Raw genomic sequence first — 19,839 nt, 5'->3', positions numbered from 1 at the left:
TTCGGCCGATCCGTACAACAATGGGTCCATGCTCAACCCCTGGAGGCTCAGCCTGCTGAGCAGGCTGGACACGCTCGGCACCGTCCGCGCGGTCGCGAAAGCGGCCAACCTGAGCGCGTCCAGCGTGTCCCAGCAGCTCGCGGTGCTGGAGGCCGAGACGCGGACACAGTTGCTGGAGCGCACCGGCCGCCGCGTCCGGCTGACCCCGGCCGGGCGGATGCTGGCCCGCCGCGCGAGGGAGATCCTCGACCACATGGACACCGTCGAGGCCGAGTTGCGCGGTCTCGGCGAGGGACCGGCGGGGCTCGTCCGCCTCGGCGCCTTCCAGAGTTCGATCCACACCATCGCCGTCCCCGCGGTGAACCGGCTGGCCCGCTCGCATCCGCGCCTGCAGATCGAACTGCTCGAACTCGAACCGCACGTCAGCATGCCCGCGCTCCGCGTCGGTGACGCCGACGTCATCATCACCACCACGGACTTCGTCGAACAGCCGCTGGGGCCCGATGTCGAACTCGTGCCGCTCGCGACCGACCCGATCGTGCTCGTCGTCCCGACCGGCCATCCGGCGGCGGGCCGTGGCCCTGCCGACCTCGCCGCCTACGCGAGCGAGCCCTGGGCGTTCGACATCCCCCAGTCGTACATGGCGAACCTCGCCACCCGGCTCTGCCGCGAAGCCGGTTTCGAGCCGCGCGTGATCGCCCGGTTCAGCAACTACATGATGACCTTGCAGCACGTCGAGGCCGGGCTCTCGATCGCTCTCCTGCCCGGCCTCGCCGTCGACCGGCGCTACCGCGTCGCCACCCGCGAGCTCGCGACGCCGGTCGACCGGTCCATCACCGCCGCGATCAGGCGCGGGTCCGCGCCTCGCGCCGCTGTCGACCTGGTTCTCGAGGCGATCCGGAGTCATCCGGAACTGCCGCTGTGAACCCGTGCCGCCGCGCCACCAGCACCACGGCCAGCGTCGGCACGAGAAGCACCAGGACACTCCAGGGGAACGACTCCGCGCCGAAGCCGTCGAGGAGGACACCGCCGGCGATCCCGCCGCCCGCCATCGCCGCGTTCCACAGCGTGACCAGCATGGCCTGCGCGATGTCCGCCGCGCCGCCCTTGTCGCCCGCCTGCGCGGCTGCGGTCTGCAACAGCGTCGGGATTCCGCCCCAGCCGAGCCCCCACAACGTCACCGCGACGTAGACGAGCGCCGGGCTTTCGCCCAGCAGAGCCAAAATCGTCGCTCCGGCGGCCACGAGGAGGGTGCCCGCGACCGTCAGCGGACGCAGCCGCCGGTCGATGAAGAGGCCGACGAGCCAGATGCTGACCATCGAAGCCAGCCCGAACACCAGCAGGATCCGATCGACCGAGCCGCCCATCGACACGTGGTCGAGGAAGGTGGCGATGTAGGTGTAGAGGATGTTGTGCGCCAGCACGAACGTCAGCGTCACGAACAGGACCGCGGCCACGCCCGGCACGGCGAGGGTCCGGCGCACCGGGAGCCTGCCGCCCTTGTCCTGCCCGGGGAAATCGGGGACGGCCAGCGTGATCCAGGCGAGCAGGCCGAGCGCGAGCAATGACATGAGCGAGAACGTGACCTGCCAGCCGAAGAGGCCGCCCAGGAAGGTGCCGGCGGGGATCCCGAGCGAGAGCGCGAGCGGGATGCCGGTCATCACGACGGCGATCGCCTTGCCCTGCACCGGTTCCGGCGCCAGACGCCGCGCGTAACCGGCCAGCAGGGCCCAGACCACGCCCGCCGCGATCCCGGCGACGAACCGCGCGCCGAGGGTCAGGGGATAGTTCGTGGACAGCGCCGTGACCGTGTTGGCGACGGCGAAACCGGCGACTCCGGTCAGGAGCAGGCGTTTGCGGCGCCAGCCCGCGGTCGCGGCGGACAGGGGTATCGCGGTGAGCGCGGTGCCGATCGCGTACACCGTCACCAGCTGCCCGGTCGCCGCTTCGCCGACGCCGAGCCCGGCGCTCATCGCGGGCAGCACCCCCGCGGGCAGGGCTTCGGTGAGGACGGTGACGAACGCCGCCGTGGTCAGCGCGAGCAAGGCGCCGAGTGGGAATTTCGCAGTCATGCTCCGTATGCTCGAACCATCACATAGATGTGAAGGTCAAGTCGGCCGGGGTGAGGTGGCGCACATGCGGATCGGGGAGCTGGCGGAGCGGACGGGGACGTCGCGCCGTCTGCTGCGGTACTACGAGGAGCAGGGTCTCATCGTCTCGGAGCGGCTGCCCAACGGCTACCGCGACTACGCCGAGCCGTCGGTCGACCGGGTCATCCAGGTCCGCGGCCTGCTCGACGCCGGGCTGCCGACCAGGATCATCAAGCAGATCCTGCCGTGTCTGGACAAGCCCCGGCAGATCTACTTCCCGGACGCGACCCCGGAGATGCTCGGCACCCTGGAGGCCGAGCGCGACCGGATGACCCGGCGCGCCGAATGCCTGCTCCGCAACCGGGACGCCATCACCGAGTACCTCGACGCGGTCCGCGCCTACGACCCGGCGTCCTGAGCCGGAGGGACTTTCCTCGCATCGGTCTTGACAGTACGAGAAAGCGCTTTCAGGATGTGGGCAGGAAAGCGCTTTCAAAGGAGAACGGATGACCACGCGGAAACTCGGCGTCGTGATGAACGGCGTCACCGGGCGGATGGGCTATCGGCAGCACCTGGTGCGCTCGGTCCTGGCGATCAGGGAGGCCGGCGGGGTCGAGCTGGCCGACGGTTCGCGGGTCCAGCTGGAGCCGGTCCTGGTGGGGCGCAACGCGGACAAGCTCGAAGAGATCGCCACCCGGCACGGGCTGACCCGCTGGACCACCGACCTCGACGCCGCGCTCGGCGACGACGACCTCCCGCTGTACTTCGACGCGCAGCTGACCGCGGTCCGAGAGAAGTCGATCGTCCGGGCCATCGACGCGGGCAAGCACATCTACACCGAGAAGCCGGTGGCCGAGTCGGTCGAAGGCGCGCTCGCCCTGGCGCGGCACGCCGAGGCGGCCGGGGTCAAGAACGGCGTCGTCCACGACAAGCTGTACCTGCCCGGCCTGCTCAAACTGAAGCGCCTGATGGACAGCGGCTTCTTCGGCCAGGTGCTGTCCGTGCGCGGCGAGTTCGGCTACTGGGTCTTCGAGGGCGACTGGCAGTCGGCGCAGCGTCCCAGCTGGAACTACCGCGCCGAAGACGGCGGCGGCATCGTCGTCGACATGTTCTGCCACTGGAACTACGTGCTGGAGAACCTCTTCGGCGCCGTCGAGGCCGTGACCGCGAAGGCCGTCACGCACATCCCGGAGCGCGTCGACGAGAAGGGCGACCGGTACACCGCGACGGCCGACGACTCCGCGTACGCGATCTTCGAGCTCGAAGGCGGGATCATCGCCCAGCTCAACTCGTCCTGGTGCGTGCGGGTCCACCGCGACGAACTGGTCGAGTTCCAGGTCGACGGCACCAAGGGCAGCGCCGTCGCGGGCCTGCACAAATGCGTCATCCAGCCGAGGGAGGCCACGCCGAAGCCGGTGTGGAACCCGGACCTCGCCGAGACGCGGTCGTACCGTTCGCAGTGGCAGGAAGTGCCGGACAACGAGGACTTCGGCAACGGTTTCCGCGCACAGTGGGAGCAGTTCGTCCGCCACGTCGTGGAGGACGCGCCGCACCCCTACGACTTCATGGCGGGCGTGCGCGGCATCCGGCTCGCGGAAGCCGGCCTCGAGTCCTCGCGCGAGAACCGCCGGGTTTCGCTGGCCTAACGGCCGAAAACCGCTCCCGGGTCTTCCGCGATCAGCACCGAGATCTCCCGGATCTTGCGGTTCGTGTGCTGTGACGCCTCGGTGAGCCAGCGGAAGGCTTCCTCGGCGTTCAGCTCCAGACGCGCCATCACGATCCCCTTCGCGGTGGCGATGGCGTCCCTGGTCTCCAGCGCGGCGACCAGGGTTTCCGCCTGTCGTTCGGCGGCGGCCCAGCGGGACGCGGTCAGGATGATCGCCGAGATCGCCGAGGTGAACATCGCGACCAGGGCCGCTTCCACCGGGTCGAAGGCGTTTTCCTCGAAGCTCCAGACGTTGAGCGCGCCGGACAGCGGCTCGGTGTCGCGCCGCCTGAAGTGGGACTCGTCAGGGACGAACAGCGGGCAGGCCAGCGCGGTCCGGACGCCGAGCTGTTCGGCGGCGGCGGTGAAGTCCGGCCAGCGCGCGGCCGCGTCGTCGTCCAGCAGGGTCCGGACGATCGAGCCGCTCTCGGCGGCTTTCAGACAGGGACCCTCGTCCGCGCTGTACTGCGCCTTGTCCAGGGCCAGCAGGGACTCGTCGGTGGTGGCGACGGTGCTCGGTTCGTTGTCGGAGTACAGCGTCACCGTGGCCGCGTCCGCGCCCGGGAGCAGCCCGACCACCTTCTTCGCCACCCGTTCCAGCAACTCGTCGCGGGGCTCGTCGAGCCGCATCGACTCGGTGAGCTCCCGCAACGCCGAAGCGGTGTCGCGAAACTGATCCATCGTGGCCCTTTCCCTCGGACGGCGGATTTCGCCGACCACCAAGAACGTACTCGTTCCGGCTAGCCGGGGATTGGCCGATTCGGGCTAACCCGGGGCCGGTGCCCCGCCGGTTCGGCACTCATCAGGCCTTCGCCGCGGGTGAGCCCGGGCAGCCGCTGATCGAACCGGGCGACCTCTCCCGTGGGCAGGACACCCGTCAGCTCGGCCCGGTCGCCCCGCGTCACCGAGCCGGTGACGGTGCCACCGCATTCGACCAGCCGGGAAAGGGTCGTGGTCACCGCATCGGCGGGCAGTTCCACCTCGATCCGGCTGACCGGTTCGAGCACCTCGGTCCCCGCCTCCCGGAGCGCCTCTTCCAGCACGAACGGGGTGATCTTGCGGAAGTCGCCCGCCGCGCTGACCGGGCTGAAGTAAGCGGTGTGGGTGACGGTCACCACGCAGTCGACCACCTCCCGGCCGGACGGGCCGCTCCGCAGCGTCGCGTCGACGGTCTCCTCGATGGCCTTGTGGAACGCGAGCGGGAGGGCGCCGAGTTCGACGTCGAGGCCGAAGGTCAGCCCGGAGCCGGGCGCGCCGGGGCCGACCCGCAGCCCGAGCGTCGCGAAGTACGGATTCCGTTTCTCCGTGATGAACCACACCGAATGCCCGGTGCCGACCGGCCGCTCGACGTAGACCGGCCGGGTGAGGCTGAACGTGACGTCGAGGCCGTGCTGGGCGGCGAGCGTCTCCGCGATGATCTCCTTCTGCACCTCGCCGTAGAGCCGCACCGAGATCCGGCGGGTCTCGTCGTCCTGGCGGACGGTGATCAGCGGATCCTGTTCCGCCAGTTCCCGCAAGGCCGCGAACACCGCGGGTGTCTGGGCGGGCAGGGCGGGACTGACCACGGTTTCCAAGGCGGGTGGCGGAAACTGCGTGGCGGCGCCCTCGCCGTCGGGAACGCCGATGAGGTCGCCGATCCGGATCTCCTTGAGCCCGGTGACCTTGGCGATCTGGCCGGCTCGCGCCCGGCCCTCGACGGTCTCGTCACCGAGTTCGAAGACGTGCACCGCGCTGACCTTCGCCTCCTTCGTGAGTCCCCGGCGATGGAACCGGACGTGGTCCCGCGCGCCGATCTCGCCGGAGAACACGCGGACGTAGGCGATCTTCTCGTGCCCGCGGCCGCGTTCGATCTTGAACACGGTGGCGCGCAACCGGTCGTCCGGCACCGGTTTCGCCGCTCCCGCAAGGAATTCGCGGATACCGGAAGTCAGCTCGACGATCCCCTCGCCGCTGCGAGCGGAGCCGAAGAAGACGGGGGAGACGACGCCGAGCCGGGTCTGCCGGACGACCTCGGCGCGGTAGTCCTCGGCCGTCACCGTGTCTTCGAGATACGCGGTGAGGAAGGTGTCGCTGTGCTCGGCCAGCCGTTCGGCCGGCGCGGACGACGGGGAGAGCGGCCGGATCTTCGCGCTCGCCGTGCCGATGCCGTCGACTTCGGACATCGGCACGCAGGCGACATCGAGACGTTCGGCGAGATCGGTGAGGAGGCCGTCGTACCGGGCGCCCGCCCTGTCGATCTTGTTGACGAAGATCAGCACGGGGATCCGCAGGCGGGCGAGCGCGCGCATGAGCACGCGGGTCTGTGCCTGCACTCCCTCGACGGCGGAAACGACCAGAACGACGCCGTCGAGCACGCGCAGCGCACGTTCGACCTCGGCGATGAAGTCCGGGTGGCCGGGCGTGTCGATCAGGTTGACGCGCAGGTCGCCGACGCGGAAGGCCACGACGGCCGAGCGGATCGTGATCCCGCGACGGCGTTCCAGCTCCATCGTGTCGGTGTGGGTGTTCCCGGCGTCGACGCGGCCGAGGGTGCGGATGGCGCCGGTGTGGTGGAGCAGGCGCTCCGTCAGGCTCGTCTTACCGGCGTCGACATGGGCGAGGATGCCCAGGTTCAGGTACTCCATGGATGAACGGCTCCAGGGCTGTCGAAAGGTCCATACGGCTCGGGGACTCGACAGCTCGGCGCACGCCGTTCTCCTTCTTTCCGGGAAAGCACCTGGTCGGGCCGGACGTTAGCAGCGTGTTTCCGGCCGGTCACGCGATTTAAGGCCGGCCGTTGACTTGTAGCGCTCCGTGGGCTGTAATTCTTGAACATTTCAGCGCAAGAACATGACAAGAGTCAGGAAGATTCCGCTCAGTCCCCTCCCGGAACAGAGGAATGTCATGAGAACGAAGCGCCTTCTGACGTGCGCGGTGGCGTTCGCCGCCCTGTCCCTCCTCCTCTCCCCACCCGCCGTCGCGGCGAACGACGCTCCGGCATCAGCCGCCGCCGAAGCCGCCGACGCGACCTACACAGCCGACAGCCAGCTGGCCGGCTACGCCGTCCCGAACGTCGGCGACGGCGACCAGGCCACCTACTGGGAAAGCACGAACAACCAGTTCCCGCAGTGGATCCAGGCCGACCTCGGCGCGGCCACTAACATCGCCCGGCTCGTGCTCAAACTGCCCTCGGGCTGGGAAGCCCGCACGCAGACCTTCTCGGTGCAGGGCAGCGCGAACGGCACGAGCTTCAGCGACCTCGTGCCTTCGGCGGGCCACCGGTTCGACCCGGCGACCGGCAACACGGTCACTCTCGACGTCACCGGGAACACCCGGTTCGTGCGGCTGAACATCACCGCCAACACCGGCTGGCCCGCGGCCCAGCTCTCGGAGTTCGAGGTGCGCGGCCCCGCGGGCGGGGACACGCAGCCGCCGTCGGCGCCGGGGAACCTCGCCTACACCGAGCCGTCGAGCGGCAAGATCCGGCTCACGTGGTCGGCGTCGACCGACAACACCGGAGTCACGGGCTACGACGTGTACGCCAACGGGCAGCTTCACGGCAGCGTTGCCGGGGACGTCCTGACCTACACCGACGACCAGCCCGAGAGCGCGACGGTCGCTTATTCCGTGCGCGCCCGCGACGCGGCGGGCAACCAGTCGCCGAGCAGCGGCACCGTGACGAGGACCGGTACCCGCGCCGGAACGAATCTCGCGCTGGGCAAGCCGATCACGGCGTCTTCGGTGCAGCACGGCTATGTCGCGGCCAACGCCAACGACGACTCCGTGACCACCTATTGGGAGGGCGCGGCGTACCCGAACCTGCTCACGGTCGCGCTCGGGTCCAACGCCGATCTCGACCGGATCGTGGTCAAGCTGAATCCGGACCCCGCTTGGGCACAGCGCACGCAGACGATCGCCGTCGAAGGGCGTGACCAGGGCGCGTCCGCGTTCACCACGCTGGTGCCCGCGCAGACGTACACCTTCACTCCCGCGAGCGGCAACACCGTCACGATCCCGGCCGGGGGCCGCGCCGCCGACGTCCGCCTGCGGATCACCGCCAACTCCGGTGCCCCCGGCGGTCAGGCCGCGGAGTTCCAGATCTTCGGTGTTCCCGCGCCGAACCCGGATCTGACGGTGTCGGGGGCGTCCTGGTCGCCGCAGAACCCGGTGGAGACCGACGCGATCACCGTGTCGGCGACCGTCCGCAACGCCGGAACGGCGGCCTCGGGGGCGACGAACGTGAACCTCTACCTGGGCACGGCGAAGGTCGGCACGGCACCGCTCGGCGCGCTCGCGGCCGGAGCGTCGGCGACGGTGTCGGCGGACATCGGCACCAGGGAGACGGGAAGCCACCAGCTCACCGCGAAGGTCGACGAGGCCAACGCCGTCATTGAGCAGGACGAGGGCAACAACTTCTACACCGGTGCGACGGCGCTCGTCGTCAGCCCGGTGCAGAGCTCGGACCTCGTCGCGGCCACCGCGTGGTCGCCGAACAACCCGACGGCGGGTGACACCGTGACCTTCTCCGCGACAGTGCGCAACCAGGGCACGGTCGCCTCGGCGGGCGGCGCGCACGGCGTCACGGTGACGATCACCGACCAGAACGGCGCCGTCGTCAAGACCCTCACCGGCTCGTACACCGGCGCGATCGCCGCCGGGGCCACCGCACCGCCGGTGAACGTCGGCACCTGGACGGCCGGGAGCGGCCGGTACACGGTCAAGACCGTCGTCGCGAACGACGCCAACGAGCTGCCCGCCAAACAGGGCAACAACACCGGTACACAAGCGCTGTTCGTCGGCCGCGGCGCGAACATGCCCTACGACCTGTACGAGGCGGAAGACGGCGTGGTCGCCGGCGGCGCGTCCGTGATCGGCCCGAACCGGAAGATCGGCGATCTCGCGGGCGAGGCGTCGGGCCGCAAGGCCGTGACACTGAATTCGACCGGCTCCTCGGTCGAATTCACCACCCGCGCGGCCACGAACACCTTGGTGACTCGGTTCTCGATGCCGGACGCCGCGGGTGGCGGCGGCCAGAACTCGACGTTGAACGTCTACGTCGACGGCACGTTCCTGAAGGCCATCGACCTGACCTCACGCCACGCGTGGCTCTACGGTCCTGAAGCCTCTCCGCAGAACTCTCCGGGCGCCGGGCCCGCTCGCCACATCTACGACGAGGCAAGCATGCTGCTCGGCACGACCGTGCCCGCCGGGCACAAGATCAGGCTGCAGAAGGACGCCGGCAACGGCTTGAACTACGCGATCGACTTCGTGAACTTCGAGCTGGCCACCGCGGCCGCGAATCCCGATCCGGCGCGCTACGCCGTCCCGGCCGGGTTCACCCAGCAGGACGTGCAGGCCGCGCTGGACAAGGTCCGCCAGGACCCGAACCTCACCGGTGTCTTCCTGCCGCCGGGGCAGTACCCGATGACGAGCAAGGTCACCGTGTACGGCAAACCGGTCACGGTGCTCGGCGCCGGACCGTGGTTCACGAGGTTCACCGCGCCCGCCGGGCAGGAGAACACCGACATCGGGTTCGACGCGCAGGCGAGCGCGAGCGGTTCGACGTTCGGCGGGTTCGCCGTGTTCGGGAACTACACCTCCCGGATCGACGGTCCCGGCAAGGTCTTCAACTTCACGAACGTCACGAACATGACCATCGACGACATCTGGGTGGAGCACCAGATGTGCCTGCTGTGGGCGACCAATGTGGACAACACGACGGTGAAGAACTCGCGGATCCGCGACATGTTCGCCGACGGGGTCAACTTCACCAACGGCAGCACGGGAAACCGGGTCACGAACAACGAGGCCCGCTCCACCGGTGACGACAGTTTCGCGCTGTTCGCCGCCACGGATCTCAACGCGGGCAACCAGTACGACAACGTGTTCGAAAACCTGACCGTGCTCCTTCCGTGGCGCGCGGCCGGGCTGGCGGTGTACGGCGGGCACAGCAACACCTTCCGCAACCTCTACGTCGCGGACACGCTGACGTACTCGGGGATCACGATCAGCTCGCTCGACTTCGGCTACCCGTTCCTCGGATTCGGCCCACAGCCGACGACCGTCCAGAACGTGTCACTGGTCCGCACCGGTGGCCATTTCTGGGGGCAGCAGACGTTCCCCGCGATCTGGATGTTCTCCGCCTCCAAGGAGTTCCGCGGTATCCGGGTGTCCGATGTGGACATACAGAACCCGACCTACAGCGGCATCATGTTCCAGACCAAGTACACCGGAAACCGTCCGGAGAACCCGGTCGAGGACACGGTGCTGACGAACGTGTCGATCACCGGCGCGCACCGCAGCGGTGACGAGTTCGACGCCAAGTCGGGGATCGGGATCTGGGTCAACGAACTGCCGGAACCGGGCCAGGGCCCGGCCGTCGGCTCGGCGACGTTCACCGGGCTCACCCTGAGCGACAACGCCGAGGACATCCGGAACACGACGAGCACGTTCACCATCGACCGGAATTGAGCGCGTGGCGCCCGCCGGGAGCAGGTTTCCCGGCGGGCGGCCCGGGTATGCGGGTGCTGCCCCGACTCCCGGACAGAGAGGCCATGCCGTGCGCGATACCGGGTATGACGCGGTGATCATCGGTGCCGGACCCGCCGGGTTGAGCGCCGCGCTCGTGCTCGGCCGGTCCCGGCGCAGCGCGCTGGTGATCGACGGCGGCGCGGGCCGCAATTCGACGGCCGCGGGGGTGCACGGGCTCTTGGCCTGCGACGGGATGAACCCGGACGCGTTACGGGCCGCCGGTCGCGAGCAACTGGCGGAATACCCGGCGGTCCGCCTGCGCGAGGGCCGGGTCCGCGCCGTCGAAGGCGGATGCGGCGGGTTCACGGTCGTGTTCGAGCGAAGACGAGGCACTCCTGGGCGGACGTGCCGTCCGGGTGCGCCGAGAGCCGGTGCGAAGTGTGGAGGGGCCCGAGGGGGAGGTCGAACGGGTCACGTTCCGCGAAGGCGACCCGGTGGAATGCGCGGCGGTGTTCGTGCACGCCACCACGCGGCAGGCCGGCCCGCTGGCCGGGAAACTGGGCTGCGTGCTGCAGGACGACGGCACCGTGCGGATCGACGATGTCGGCTTCACCGGCGTACCGGGCGTTTACGCCGCGGGTGACCTGGCGCGGCGGGAATCGTGCCCGCCGGGCATGACGTTCGTGGTGACCGCGGCCGCCATGGGTTTCGTGACGGCCACCGCGGTGGATCACGAACTGTTCCGGGAAGAGCTGGACTGAAGAGCGGAATCCGTGCTTCACTCCTTGCCATGCCGTACCGCCGGACCCCGAAGACGCAGGCCAGGCTGGACTCGCAACGAGGCGAGATCCTCGCCGCGGCCATCGCGCTGCTGGCCGAGACCGGCTACGCGGGCTGCTCCATGGCCGCGGTCGCCGCGCGGGCGGGCGTGGGCACCGGCAGCGTGTACCGGCAGTTCCCGTCCAAGGCCGACCTGGTCGTCGAGGTCTTCCGAGAGGTGGTCTCCCGGGAGGTCGACGCCGTCGAGGCCGCCGCGTCCCAAGGCGACGTCCGCGAGCGCGTGGTCGCCGTGATCGAGACCTTCGCCGGACGGGCGTTGAAGGCGCCGAGGCTGGCGTACGCGCTGCTGGCCGAACCGGTCGACGCCGTGGTGGAGGCCGAGCGCCTGGTGTTCCGCCGCGCGTTCCGCGAGGTCATCGCCAGGAACATCGCCGACGGCGTGACGAGGGGGCTGCTGCCTCCACAGGACGCGGAAGCGACGGCCGCCGCGCTGGTCGGCGCGGGCGCGGAAATGCTGGTCGGCCCCTTGGCGGGCGAAAGCGGGCCGGACACGATCCCGCAGCTGGTGACCTTCACGCTCCGTGCGTTGGGCGGTTCCGATGGCGTTTGAGACGCTCACGTACCGCGTCGAAGACCGGAAGGCCTACCTGACCCTGAACCGCCCCGAGCGGCTCAACGCGATCAACGACGTCATGCCACGCGAGATCCGGCAGGCCGTGGAGCTGGCGAACGAGGACGACGCGGTCCGGGTGATCGTGGTGCGCGGCGAAGGCCGGTCGTTCTGCGCCGGATACGACCTCAAGCAGTTCGCCGAGGAAGACGCCGAAGGCCGCTGGAACCAGGGCCCGGTCTGGGATCCGGTCAAGGACTACCGGGTGATGAAGCGCAACACCGACGACTTCTTCAGCCTGTGGCGATCGCTGAAACCCACCGTCTGCCAGGTGCAGGGCCACGCGATCGCCGGCGGCAGCGACATCGCGCTGTCGTGCGACGTGCTGATCATGGCGACCGACGCGCGCATCGGCTATCCACCCGCACGGGTGTGGGGCTGCCCGACGACCGCGATGTGGGTCTACCGCGTCGGCGCTCAGCGGGCGAAGCGGATGCTGCTCACCGGCGACACCATCGACGGCGCCACCGCGGCCGAATGGGGACTCGCGCTCGAGGCGGTGGAACCCGGACGGCTCGAAGCGGCCGTCGAGGAACTGGCCGACCGGATGGCGGGCGTGCCGACGAACCAGCTGGTGATGCAGAAACTGATGATCAACCAGGCCTACGACAACATGGGCCTTTCCGGCACCCAGACCCTCGCGACGCTCTTCGACGGCATCACCCGGCACACGCCCGAAGGTCGCTGGTTCCGCGAGTTCGCCGAACGCGATGGTTTCCACGAGGCGGTGGCCTACCGCGATTCCGGGCAGGTCATCCCGGACGGCGGCGGCCCCCTGCCCGAGCACACGGATCCGAGGAGGTCGTCATGACCGCGAACACCGAAAGCGAACGCGTCGCCGAACGCCTGCAGCGCTCCTCCGCGCGGCTCTCCTACGACCCGGACGTCGACGTCGACTGGCAGGCACCGCTGGTCGACGGGGCGTTCGGCAAGGCACCGGAGCGATGTTCCCTGTACGGCACGGAACTCTGGGAACGTCTCGACGAAACCCAGCGAGCCGAGCTGAGCCGTCAAGAAGCGGCGGCCGCGGCGGCGTCGGGTATCTGGTTCGAGCTGATCCTCATGCAGGGCCTCGTGCGCCACGTCTACAACAGCGACCCGACGACCCACAACGCCCAGTACGCGCTCACCGAGATCGCGGACGAATGCCGTCACAGCACCATGTTCGCCCGCTCGATCGAGAAGAGCGGAGGTGTCGTCCGGCGCCCGAGCCGCTCGGCGCACCGCGCGGGCAAGCTGTTCGGCGCGATCTGCGGCCCGGCGCTGCTGTTCGCCGGCGCCATCTACGTCGAAGAACTCGCCGACGGCATGCAACGCGAGATGATGCGCGACGACAGCCTGCAGCCGATGATCCGGATGATCTCGCGTATCCACGTCATCGAAGAGGCCCGTCACATCAGCTTCGCCAAGGACGAACTGGGCCGGGCCTGGGCGCGCCACGGCCGCATCGGCCGCGAACTGATCCGCTGGGCGATCGCCGGGATGGCCTACGTCGCGACTTCGGAGTTGTTGCACCCCAAGGCATACACCTCCGTCGGCCTCGACCCCCGCGAAGCCCGCCAGGTCGCCACCGCGAACCCGCACTGGCGCCGGACCAAGGCGGCCTGGGCCGCCAAGGCCGTCGAACACTTCACCGAGATCGGCCTCATCGGCGGCCCGAGCCGCCGGCTCTGGCGCCGCGCCGGCGTCCTCGACTGAACAAGGAAGGCACTCCATGTCCAAGCTCCTCGGCCTCGGCATCGCCGCGACCGGCCTCGCCCACTTCGCCGCCCCGGCGGCCTTCGAACCCGTGACGAAGATGGCCTTCGCCGACGACATCCGCACCTGGACCTACCGCAACGGCGCCACCGAACTCGCCATCGGCCTGGCGATCGCCGCCGGCCCCACGCGGAAGGCCGGCTTCGCGGGACTGGCCGTCTACGCCGGCTGGCTGGGAAAGCGCGTCCTCGCCCGGCGCTGAGGTCCCGGCCGGGTCTGGGGCTTGCCGGTCGCCCGAAATTTGCTAGTGAGTCTGGGCACCGGTGGAGTTCGTGGTGCTCCACCGGACCCCGTAGGCGAATCCCGGCGTGAGGTGGCGGAACTCGACGTGCACTTCACCCGAGGCGTCCGGCGTCAGTCGCACCCCTGTCACTCCTGTGTCTCTGGCGTCGTCTTGGAACACTCGCTCAAGTCGTAGAACCTGGTCGGGCGCAGGAGTGGCGAAACGGATGTGAAGGTCGAACAGATCGACTGGATGCCGGGGTACGCACACGAAATGTGTGTACCTGAAAGGAGTTCGGAATCGTAGCGCAAACTCATGCCGGTCACCGCGAGAGAGTTGTCTAGGGAGTCGTAGGCCGAGTCCGACCCGTTCACTCGATTCCATGGCATGGGCGGTCAACACGCCGCCGTAGAACACGTCGACCCTCAGATCGTCCGCAGCGGAGTTGTCGCGCTTGTGTGTGGCCAACGTCAAGGCCAGGTCTAGCTCAGATGTGTTGTCGGCGTCGGCAACGATCCGGCGGAACTCGAATACCTCGGGTGTCCGTTGGTCGAGTGCGACTGTCACTCGCAGTTCCTCGGTGTGCCAAAGTCTTCCTGGTTGTGCAGGTTCTGGAGCCTGCACGCCGCCCATCGCCAGCGCCGCAAGTTGATCCATCCCCTCGTCGATGCGGCGACGGGCGGTGCGGTCGTCGCGGTCCAAGGCACGGGCAACCCATCTCACACGGTCCTGGTAAAAGGGGAGCCGTGCCTCTTCGTGCATTGCGAGGGCAGCCAACACCGCGAGACGTAGGTCATTTGGCAACGTCCTGCTCAGTGTTAGCAATCCTTCTGTGATTTTACGTCTGACCTCCGCTGTGTTGTCGTCTTGTGAGATCTGGAAGGTGGTTTGCAAGGCAGGCCCGGCGCGTTCGCGTAGCTGGGGTGCGGCGACGCCTCTGCCCCGGCGAAGTAATTTGAGCTCGACGCTCAGATCGGCCGCGGTGACGTTCATTTCGGATTCTGCATGTAGGCGAAAGTGTCTGACCTGAGGGCGGCCGCGCGGGAACTGGTCCCCATTGTGCTGTACTCAGAGACCGCCAAGAGCGGCCCCCGCGCGGCCGCGCTCAAGCTGCCCGCCTGTGTTGGTGCCTGCCGAAGCTTCTCCCGAGCTGCCCCGCGACCAGGCACGTCGCGCCCGAAGCGGCGATAGCCATTTCGAGTGTGTATCCACGGGTGACCAAGAACCCTGTGAAGGCCTGAATCAAGATCACGATGACGACCGCGTCGCGGGGGCGACGTACCGGAACTCTGGGAAATGGATCGGGCGTGCAGGGGCGATCCTTGTGTGCTGGTGACATTGAGCTGCGAAATCCTCTCTGCATCGACCTAGGCGTTCATCCACCGACATGTGGTGAGAGTTGCAGCCCTAACCACGTGGACGGCTTGAGTCTTGCGCAGAGTGCTCATGATCGGAAGGCTGACTACGTAGAGTCAAACGGGGGTGACAAACTGAAGGGGCCGCCGGCTGCAACCGGGGCCCCTTCGGCGACGCGCCTAGGTCGATAGACAGATCGCGATACTCAGGATCGCTGACTGGCCTGCCCGTGTCGTCGGTTGTCATACTTTTGGCCAGGTTTTGTCCATGTTCTGCCTGTGAGTGTCAAGTGCTGATCGGGTCTTGGGCTTCGGTGTAAATGCCCAGCCGAATGTCCGATGATATCGCGGCATGCTGGCTGTGGGTAGCATCTCGGCGGCGTCCGTTCAGACCAGCTGCATGCGGCCATGGCCTGCGGAGATCCCTGTGTGTCCAAGGTATTTAAGTAAGATCGGGCCGTATGCGGCGGTCGCGAGCGGCCCGGAACGTCAGTCAGATTGGATTGATCGAGCGAGGTTTAGTGCGGACGTGAATATTCTTATTCCTGCTGAATAATCGAATTCACCCGAGTTCTTCTTGCGTTGGAATAGATGACCGCGTGATCGGGTTTCGGCGAGGATCGGGGGCGAGGCCGTAGTGCACTGCGGCCGCTTCGGTGTGGCGGAGGAAACTGGCGTAGTCGAGGCTCAAGGTTCGCGGTCCTGCAGCGGATGAACCAGGTCGTCGGCGGCATCCGTCAGGGGAGTAACTCGCAGCCATGGCCCAGCCCATCAGGTTGGTCACGGCGATGAATCGCCTCCAGCGGGCAGTTGCCTGCTCGGCGCCATGCCCGGCGAGGGAGGCGTCGACCCGGACCACTCCGTTCTCGGCCGTCACCACGCTGTTGGCGACGCCGCAGTGGGCGCACCGCCATCGCCGTTCCTTCGGTCGAGCCGGCGGTGCTGGTCCGACTGCGGAGACCGGGAAAGGGATGGGAGGCAGGTGGGTAGTCTTCGCCCATGAGCCGCGCCCGGCAGACAGTAACGCTTACCGCCGACCTGGTCATCCTGACCATTCGAGGCGGTGTGCTGTGCGTCTTGCTCGTGGAGCGAAAGAATGAGCCGTTCCGCGGAAGCATGGCGTTGCCGGGCGGATTCCTGCGTGGTGACGAGTCACTTGAGCAGACCGCTGCGCGTGAGTTGGCCGAGGAGACGGGTCTCGATGCCGAAGCGTTGAAGCTGCAGCAGGTGGGTGTGTACTCCGCGCCTGACCGGGATCCCCGGCGTCCGCGGGTGGTAACTAGCGCTTACCTCGCTATCGCCCCGAACCTGCCGGTGCCGGTCGCTGGTTCAGACGCACGAGCCGCCCGGTGGCTGCCGGTCGCCGAGGCCGTTGATGTGGGTCTGGCCTTCGACCATGATCGTATTCTGGCTGATGCGGTGGAGTTGGCACGTACGCTTCTGCAGTTCAGCACCATCGCCACGGCCTTCTGTGGTCATGAGTTCACCATCGCCGACCTACGCGAGGTCTACGAGGCCGTGTGGGGCGTTGTGCTGGACAAGCCGAACTTCCATCGCAAAGTCACCGATGCCGACGGCTTTGTCGTGCCTACCGGCGACAAGCGATCTTCCCTTACCGGCAGGCCTGCCGCCCTCTATCGCGCGGGCGGGGCGGCCGAACTGGTTCCCCCGATGATGCGGTCACGCTTCGGAGCATGACGTAGTTTTTGTCATGATGACCATTGGCTCTGTTTAGAGCTTGCTCTACTCGTCAGTTCGTGTCACTCTGACAATAAGCGTGGTGGTGAGACTTCGGTCCAGCGCCGTTGTCACGCCACGTCGATCTCGTCGGACGCCTCGTGGAGAGTCCGTTCATGAATCACCCTGACCGTGTTGGAGTGAGAGCCAGTGAATGTGATCATGACTGCGCTGCCCGTGGAACATGCAGCCGTGTTGGAGCACCTTGTGGACGTACGCCCGCATCGTCACAGGTCAGGGACCGTGTTCGATGTCGGAACTGTCGCGGGTCATCAGGGACACCGCATCGCGGTGGTGGAGACCGGTGCGGGCACCACGACCGCTGCTGCGCTCACCGAGCGTGCCAATGCCGAGTTCTCTCCTGCGGCCATGGTGTTCGTCGGTGTCGCGGGAGGGCTCCGCGACTGGCTCGTGATCGGTGACGTGGTCGTGGCGACCAAGATCTACTCCTATCAGGGCGGTCGCAGCGAGGATGACGAGTTCTTGGTGCGCCCCTCGGCTTGGTCTGTCTCGCACCGTCTCGACCAGGAGGCGCGGAGGTTGCCGCGTAGTAACTCTTGGCACTCGTTCCTGCCTGACCAGGTGGAGGGTGGCGCTCCAGTGGTCCACTTCGAAGCCATCGCGGTGGGCGACGTCGTCCTCAACTCCCGCCGGTCCGAACTGGCCCAGAGGCTGCACAAGTCGTACAACGACGCCGTAGCCGTCGATATGGAGAGCTCCGGCTTCGCGCACGCGGCTCACCTCGGTGACCAGGTCCGCGCTGTAGCGGTGCGCGGCATCAGCGACTTCGCAGACGGGCGCAAGGCTGCGGCGGACCGCGAAGGTGGACAGCTGCTCGCGGCTCGCAACGCGGCGGCGTTCGCGATCGCGCTGATCACTGCCCTCGAACCTGACGAGGGCACCGCCAGAGCCGCCGAGCCGGCATCGCCCGAATTCCCGGCAGTCCACAACACGAACGCGGCACGAGACAACGCCCGTGTCGGCCAGCAGATAGGCGTCAACCTCGGCTCTGTCCGGGGATTCCGATGAGCGGGGACACGATCATCGACAGTGTCGAGAACGAGAATGTCGCTTCCGGCAACGCTCAGGTTGGCCAGCAGATCGGTGTGCAGAACGTGGAGAGCGTCTTCCACGACGCGACCATCTACACTGTCTCCGACGAGGACTCCGCCGAGCGCAAGCACGATGTCGCACTCGCGTATCTCACCGGCGGTTTGCCGCGTCGTGCCGAAGAGCTGTTCGGAGAGCTCGTCTTCAACGGTCGTCAGTCGACCGACCGCATCTACTATTACGTGCTCGCCGTGCTCAGCGAGCGCAGCTTCGGAGATCTCACCGCGGACCTCGCCAGAAGAATCCGCGACGTGGGAAAGCTCTGTGCCTCACTACCGGAAGACGAATGGTCCCGGGCGCACCGCGTTGTCCGCGGTCTCGTCGAACTGGTCAGGTCTGCTATCGGCGACCAGTCCTTCAGTGCCGTGAAAGCTTTTGGTGATCTACCGGCCGACCGACAGGACGAGATCAGCCGGCATCTGTCGATGTTGTTCACCGGTGCCCTGGACCGGCAGCTCGATGCCGAGCGCAAACACCAGGTCAGTACAGAGCGCTTCGCCCGAAATCGCGAAGGGAGGGCCTGGAAGTTCTTCGAACCCGATCCGGTGAAACCCGTCAAGTATCGGATCCGAACGTCCACAACGGACGTCGATGATCGCCGACCGGTGTTCATCGGAGGCACGGTCGCGGGGCTGTCCTTGGTCGGACTGTTCTTCGGGCCGGTGAGCTTCCTCTTCTGGGGCGGGTTGGTCCTGCTGGTCGCCGGCAGTGCCGTGACGATCCGTTACGGCACTGAGCACATCGGACACACGCTGCACGCCACCTCTCGGCGTGACGCTGCGCGACCCGCGGACGAACCGGCCGAGCCGAGCCAGGTCGACAAGCTCGTCGACCGGTGTTTCCGCGACGCGTGCCCGCCGGATGCCCCGGACTGGCCCGAGTACGCGGCCGGACGCCGTTGGTACCTGAGGCGGAGGTTCAACGACTGGCTCAGGTACGACCAAGACTACGGTCAGACCGTCAAACGGTCGAAGTGGCTTTTCGACTGGCATGCGCGCCGAGTCGCTCAGCAATGGCCGGGCCTTGACTCGCAGCTTCAGCCGGAACCCGCTGCCTCGAGCAGCGCCCGTAACCGGCAGGTCGCCGGCGTCGTGTTGACTGTGGTGGGGTTGGGCCTGCTGGGCGTCGCTCAGCGTTGGCAGGTCGTGCCGATCGCGGCGGGGGGCTGGTTCGTGTTGCCCGCAGTGATCGAATTCTTCGCTGCCCGCAGCGCGACTCGGTTTCTGTCGGCTGACGCGGATGCGCTGTTCGAACAAGAAATGGTCGAGTACGAGCGATGGCGAGCAGAGCTGTCCGATCGCCCGGACGACAGCGAAATAGCCCGCTGGCTGGCTCTGGACAAGGCCTACATCAAGGCAGAGGCGTTACGCAGAGGCGATATCGCCGAACGGGACCTCGTCTCGCATGTAGTCCTCAACGAGCGAGCTCCCTACTCCCGGCGTGGAGTAGTGCCGCATGGCCCTCCTCGGTACGACGCGTACCAGGTCATGGTCATCTTGCTGACCCGGCATGGGGTTCGGGCTTCGCGTGTATATCTCGACTTCATCACCGGAGAGGTCAAGAACGAGGCTTGGAACGTTTTTGGCTACGACCGCATCGCGTCCGCATCGCTCACCGTCCGGGAGAAGACGGTCAAGCGACCTGCAGAGTCTGAACACAAGGTGCGCAACCGGGACTTCCGGCTGCGTCTGCTGGACGGTAGGGAGATCCTCGCAGTCAGCGATCGCGTCGACGTCGAAAACGACACGGAAGATGACGAGGTAGAGCTGAACCAACTCGCCGCGGCGACCTCCGGGATGGACGCGGCGCTGCCGATACTGGAAGCCGTGGCTCATAAGGGACGTGACTGGATCGAGTTCGAGAACGACCGTCGGGCCATGTGGTCGCGGAACTGGTCGGAGTGACGGGGGCTTGGGGCATATGCGCCTTGGGCCATGCAGATGCCTTGGATCGATACCGAA

At 67.6% G+C, this 19,839-nt stretch carries 16 protein-coding genes; 12 read left to right on the top strand and 4 right to left on the bottom strand.

Annotation, left to right across the window (positions count from 1 at the left end):
- The first annotated feature begins 28 nt into the window (after positions 1-28).
- A complete protein-coding gene (locus DMH01_RS03640) occupies positions 29-925 on the top strand; it encodes a LysR family transcriptional regulator (RefSeq protein ID WP_125673687.1) in 897 nt (298 codons plus the stop codon).
- On the opposite strand, the gene DMH01_RS03635 is transcribed toward DMH01_RS03640, so the two are convergent.
- On the bottom strand, positions 846-2,072 hold the full coding sequence (locus DMH01_RS03635; RefSeq protein WP_125673686.1) for an MFS transporter: 1,227 nt from the start codon (positions 2,070-2,072) through the stop codon (positions 846-848). The genes DMH01_RS03640 and DMH01_RS03635 overlap by 80 nt on opposite strands.
- A 64-nt stretch (positions 2,073-2,136) precedes the next feature.
- Here DMH01_RS03635 and DMH01_RS03630 point away from each other — a divergent pair, with 64 nt between their 5' ends.
- Both DMH01_RS03630 and DMH01_RS03625 read left to right on the top strand, forming a co-directional pair.
- Positions 2,137-2,508, top strand: a complete 372-nt coding sequence (locus DMH01_RS03630; protein WP_034315350.1) for a MerR family transcriptional regulator — start codon at positions 2,137-2,139, stop codon at positions 2,506-2,508.
- 88 nt (positions 2,509-2,596) lie between these two features.
- Positions 2,597-3,736 carry a Gfo/Idh/MocA family protein gene (locus DMH01_RS03625; RefSeq protein WP_125673685.1) on the top strand — a complete coding sequence of 380 codons (1,140 nt, stop codon included), beginning with the start codon at positions 2,597-2,599 and terminating at the stop codon, positions 3,734-3,736.
- On the opposite strand, the gene DMH01_RS03620 is transcribed toward DMH01_RS03625, so the two are convergent.
- Positions 3,733-4,476 (bottom strand): GAF and ANTAR domain-containing protein, encoded by a 744-nt coding sequence (locus tag DMH01_RS03620; RefSeq protein WP_125673684.1) that lies wholly within the window; start codon positions 4,474-4,476, stop codon positions 3,733-3,735. The two genes, DMH01_RS03625 and DMH01_RS03620, sit on opposite strands and share 4 nt — an antisense overlap.
- A gap of 59 nt (positions 4,477-4,535) precedes the next feature.
- Positions 4,536-6,419: a translation factor GTPase family protein gene (locus DMH01_RS03615; RefSeq protein ID WP_125673683.1), complete on the bottom strand. Its 1,884-nt coding sequence runs from the start codon at positions 6,417-6,419 to the stop codon at positions 4,536-4,538.
- 259 nt (positions 6,420-6,678) lie between these two features.
- Here DMH01_RS03615 and DMH01_RS03610 point away from each other — a divergent pair, with 259 nt between their 5' ends.
- From DMH01_RS03610 to DMH01_RS03585, 6 genes are all read left to right on the top strand, one after another.
- Entirely contained in the window at positions 6,679-10,245 is a 3,567-nt protein-coding gene (locus DMH01_RS03610; protein ID WP_125673682.1) for a CARDB domain-containing protein, read from the top strand.
- A gap of 416 nt (positions 10,246-10,661) precedes the next feature.
- Positions 10,662-11,006, top strand: coding sequence for an FAD-dependent oxidoreductase (locus tag DMH01_RS42925; protein ID WP_255431995.1), 345 nt, complete (start codon positions 10,662-10,664; stop codon positions 11,004-11,006).
- Positions 11,007-11,035: 29 nt separating this feature from the next.
- Positions 11,036-11,635 carry a TetR/AcrR family transcriptional regulator gene (locus DMH01_RS03600; RefSeq protein WP_125673681.1) on the top strand — a complete coding sequence of 200 codons (600 nt, stop codon included), beginning with the start codon at positions 11,036-11,038 and terminating at the stop codon, positions 11,633-11,635.
- The gene (locus DMH01_RS03595) at positions 11,625-12,506 is read left to right on the top strand and encodes a crotonase/enoyl-CoA hydratase family protein (RefSeq protein WP_125673680.1); all 882 of its coding nucleotides are present in this window, start codon (positions 11,625-11,627) and stop codon (positions 12,504-12,506) included. Before DMH01_RS03600 ends, DMH01_RS03595 begins: the two co-directional genes overlap by 11 nt.
- A complete protein-coding gene (locus tag DMH01_RS03590) occupies positions 12,503-13,393 on the top strand; it encodes a diiron oxygenase (protein WP_125673679.1) in 891 nt (296 codons plus the stop codon). Before DMH01_RS03595 ends, DMH01_RS03590 begins: the two co-directional genes overlap by 4 nt.
- 16 nt (positions 13,394-13,409) lie before the next feature.
- Positions 13,410-13,655 (top strand): hypothetical protein, encoded by a 246-nt coding sequence (locus DMH01_RS03585; RefSeq protein ID WP_125673678.1) that lies wholly within the window; start codon positions 13,410-13,412, stop codon positions 13,653-13,655.
- A 42-nt stretch (positions 13,656-13,697) separates the two neighbouring features.
- Here the strand turns inward: DMH01_RS03585 and DMH01_RS03580 are convergent, their stop codons facing one another.
- Positions 13,698-14,669 (bottom strand): hypothetical protein, encoded by a 972-nt coding sequence (locus DMH01_RS03580; protein ID WP_125673677.1) that lies wholly within the window; start codon positions 14,667-14,669, stop codon positions 13,698-13,700.
- 1,361 nt (positions 14,670-16,030) lie between these two features.
- Here DMH01_RS03580 and DMH01_RS03570 point away from each other — a divergent pair.
- From DMH01_RS03570 to DMH01_RS03560, 3 genes are all read left to right on the top strand, one after another.
- The gene (locus tag DMH01_RS03570; RefSeq protein WP_125673676.1) at positions 16,031-16,729 is read left to right on the top strand and encodes an NUDIX domain-containing protein; all 699 of its coding nucleotides are present in this window, start codon (positions 16,031-16,033) and stop codon (positions 16,727-16,729) included.
- A gap of 201 nt (positions 16,730-16,930) precedes the next feature.
- Positions 16,931-17,797, top strand: coding sequence for a 5'-methylthioadenosine/S-adenosylhomocysteine nucleosidase (locus tag DMH01_RS03565; RefSeq protein WP_233621385.1), 867 nt, complete (start codon positions 16,931-16,933; stop codon positions 17,795-17,797).
- The gene (locus DMH01_RS03560) at positions 17,794-19,782 is read left to right on the top strand and encodes a hypothetical protein (protein WP_125673674.1); all 1,989 of its coding nucleotides are present in this window, start codon (positions 17,794-17,796) and stop codon (positions 19,780-19,782) included. Before DMH01_RS03565 ends, DMH01_RS03560 begins: the two co-directional genes overlap by 4 nt.
- The last annotated feature ends 57 nt before the right edge of the window (positions 19,783-19,839 follow it).

The organism is Amycolatopsis sp. WAC 04182 (genome assembly GCF_003947465.1).
In the GTDB taxonomy this organism is placed as follows: domain Bacteria; phylum Actinomycetota; class Actinomycetes; order Mycobacteriales; family Pseudonocardiaceae; genus Amycolatopsis.
Note: the sequence above shows the minus strand (reverse complement) of the source record. Positions and strands in the feature narration are given on the sequence as shown.

Bases quoted from the DNA above. Each gene is read 5' to 3' on its own strand.
- DMH01_RS03570 (WP_125673676.1), top strand. From the start codon at position 16,031: ATGAGCCGCGCCCGGCAGACAGTAACGCTTACCGCCGACCTGGTCATC.
- DMH01_RS03600 (WP_125673681.1), top strand. From the start codon at position 11,036: ATGCCGTACCGCCGGACCCCGAAGACGCAGGCCAGGCTGGACTCGCAA.
- DMH01_RS03610 (WP_125673682.1), top strand. From the start codon at position 6,679: ATGAGAACGAAGCGCCTTCTGACGTGCGCGGTGGCGTTCGCCGCCCTG.
- DMH01_RS03630 (WP_034315350.1), top strand. From the start codon at position 2,137: ATGCGGATCGGGGAGCTGGCGGAGCGGACGGGGACGTCGCGCCGTCTG.
- DMH01_RS03640 (WP_125673687.1), top strand. From the start codon at position 29: ATGCTCAACCCCTGGAGGCTCAGCCTGCTGAGCAGGCTGGACACGCTC.
- DMH01_RS03585 (WP_125673678.1), top strand. From the start codon at position 13,410: ATGTCCAAGCTCCTCGGCCTCGGCATCGCCGCGACCGGCCTCGCCCAC.
- DMH01_RS03580 (WP_125673677.1), bottom strand. From the start codon at position 14,669: ATGAACGTCACCGCGGCCGATCTGAGCGTCGAGCTCAAATTACTTCGC.
- DMH01_RS03560 (WP_125673674.1), top strand. From the start codon at position 17,794: ATGAGCGGGGACACGATCATCGACAGTGTCGAGAACGAGAATGTCGCT.
- DMH01_RS03595 (WP_125673680.1), top strand. From the start codon at position 11,625: ATGGCGTTTGAGACGCTCACGTACCGCGTCGAAGACCGGAAGGCCTAC.
- DMH01_RS03590 (WP_125673679.1), top strand. From the start codon at position 12,503: ATGACCGCGAACACCGAAAGCGAACGCGTCGCCGAACGCCTGCAGCGC.
- DMH01_RS03625 (WP_125673685.1), top strand. From the start codon at position 2,597: ATGACCACGCGGAAACTCGGCGTCGTGATGAACGGCGTCACCGGGCGG.
- DMH01_RS03620 (WP_125673684.1), bottom strand. From the start codon at position 4,476: ATGGATCAGTTTCGCGACACCGCTTCGGCGTTGCGGGAGCTCACCGAG.
- DMH01_RS03615 (WP_125673683.1), bottom strand. From the start codon at position 6,419: ATGGAGTACCTGAACCTGGGCATCCTCGCCCATGTCGACGCCGGTAAG.
- DMH01_RS03635 (WP_125673686.1), bottom strand. From the start codon at position 2,072: ATGACTGCGAAATTCCCACTCGGCGCCTTGCTCGCGCTGACCACGGCG.
- DMH01_RS03565 (WP_233621385.1), top strand. From the start codon at position 16,931: ATGACTGCGCTGCCCGTGGAACATGCAGCCGTGTTGGAGCACCTTGTG.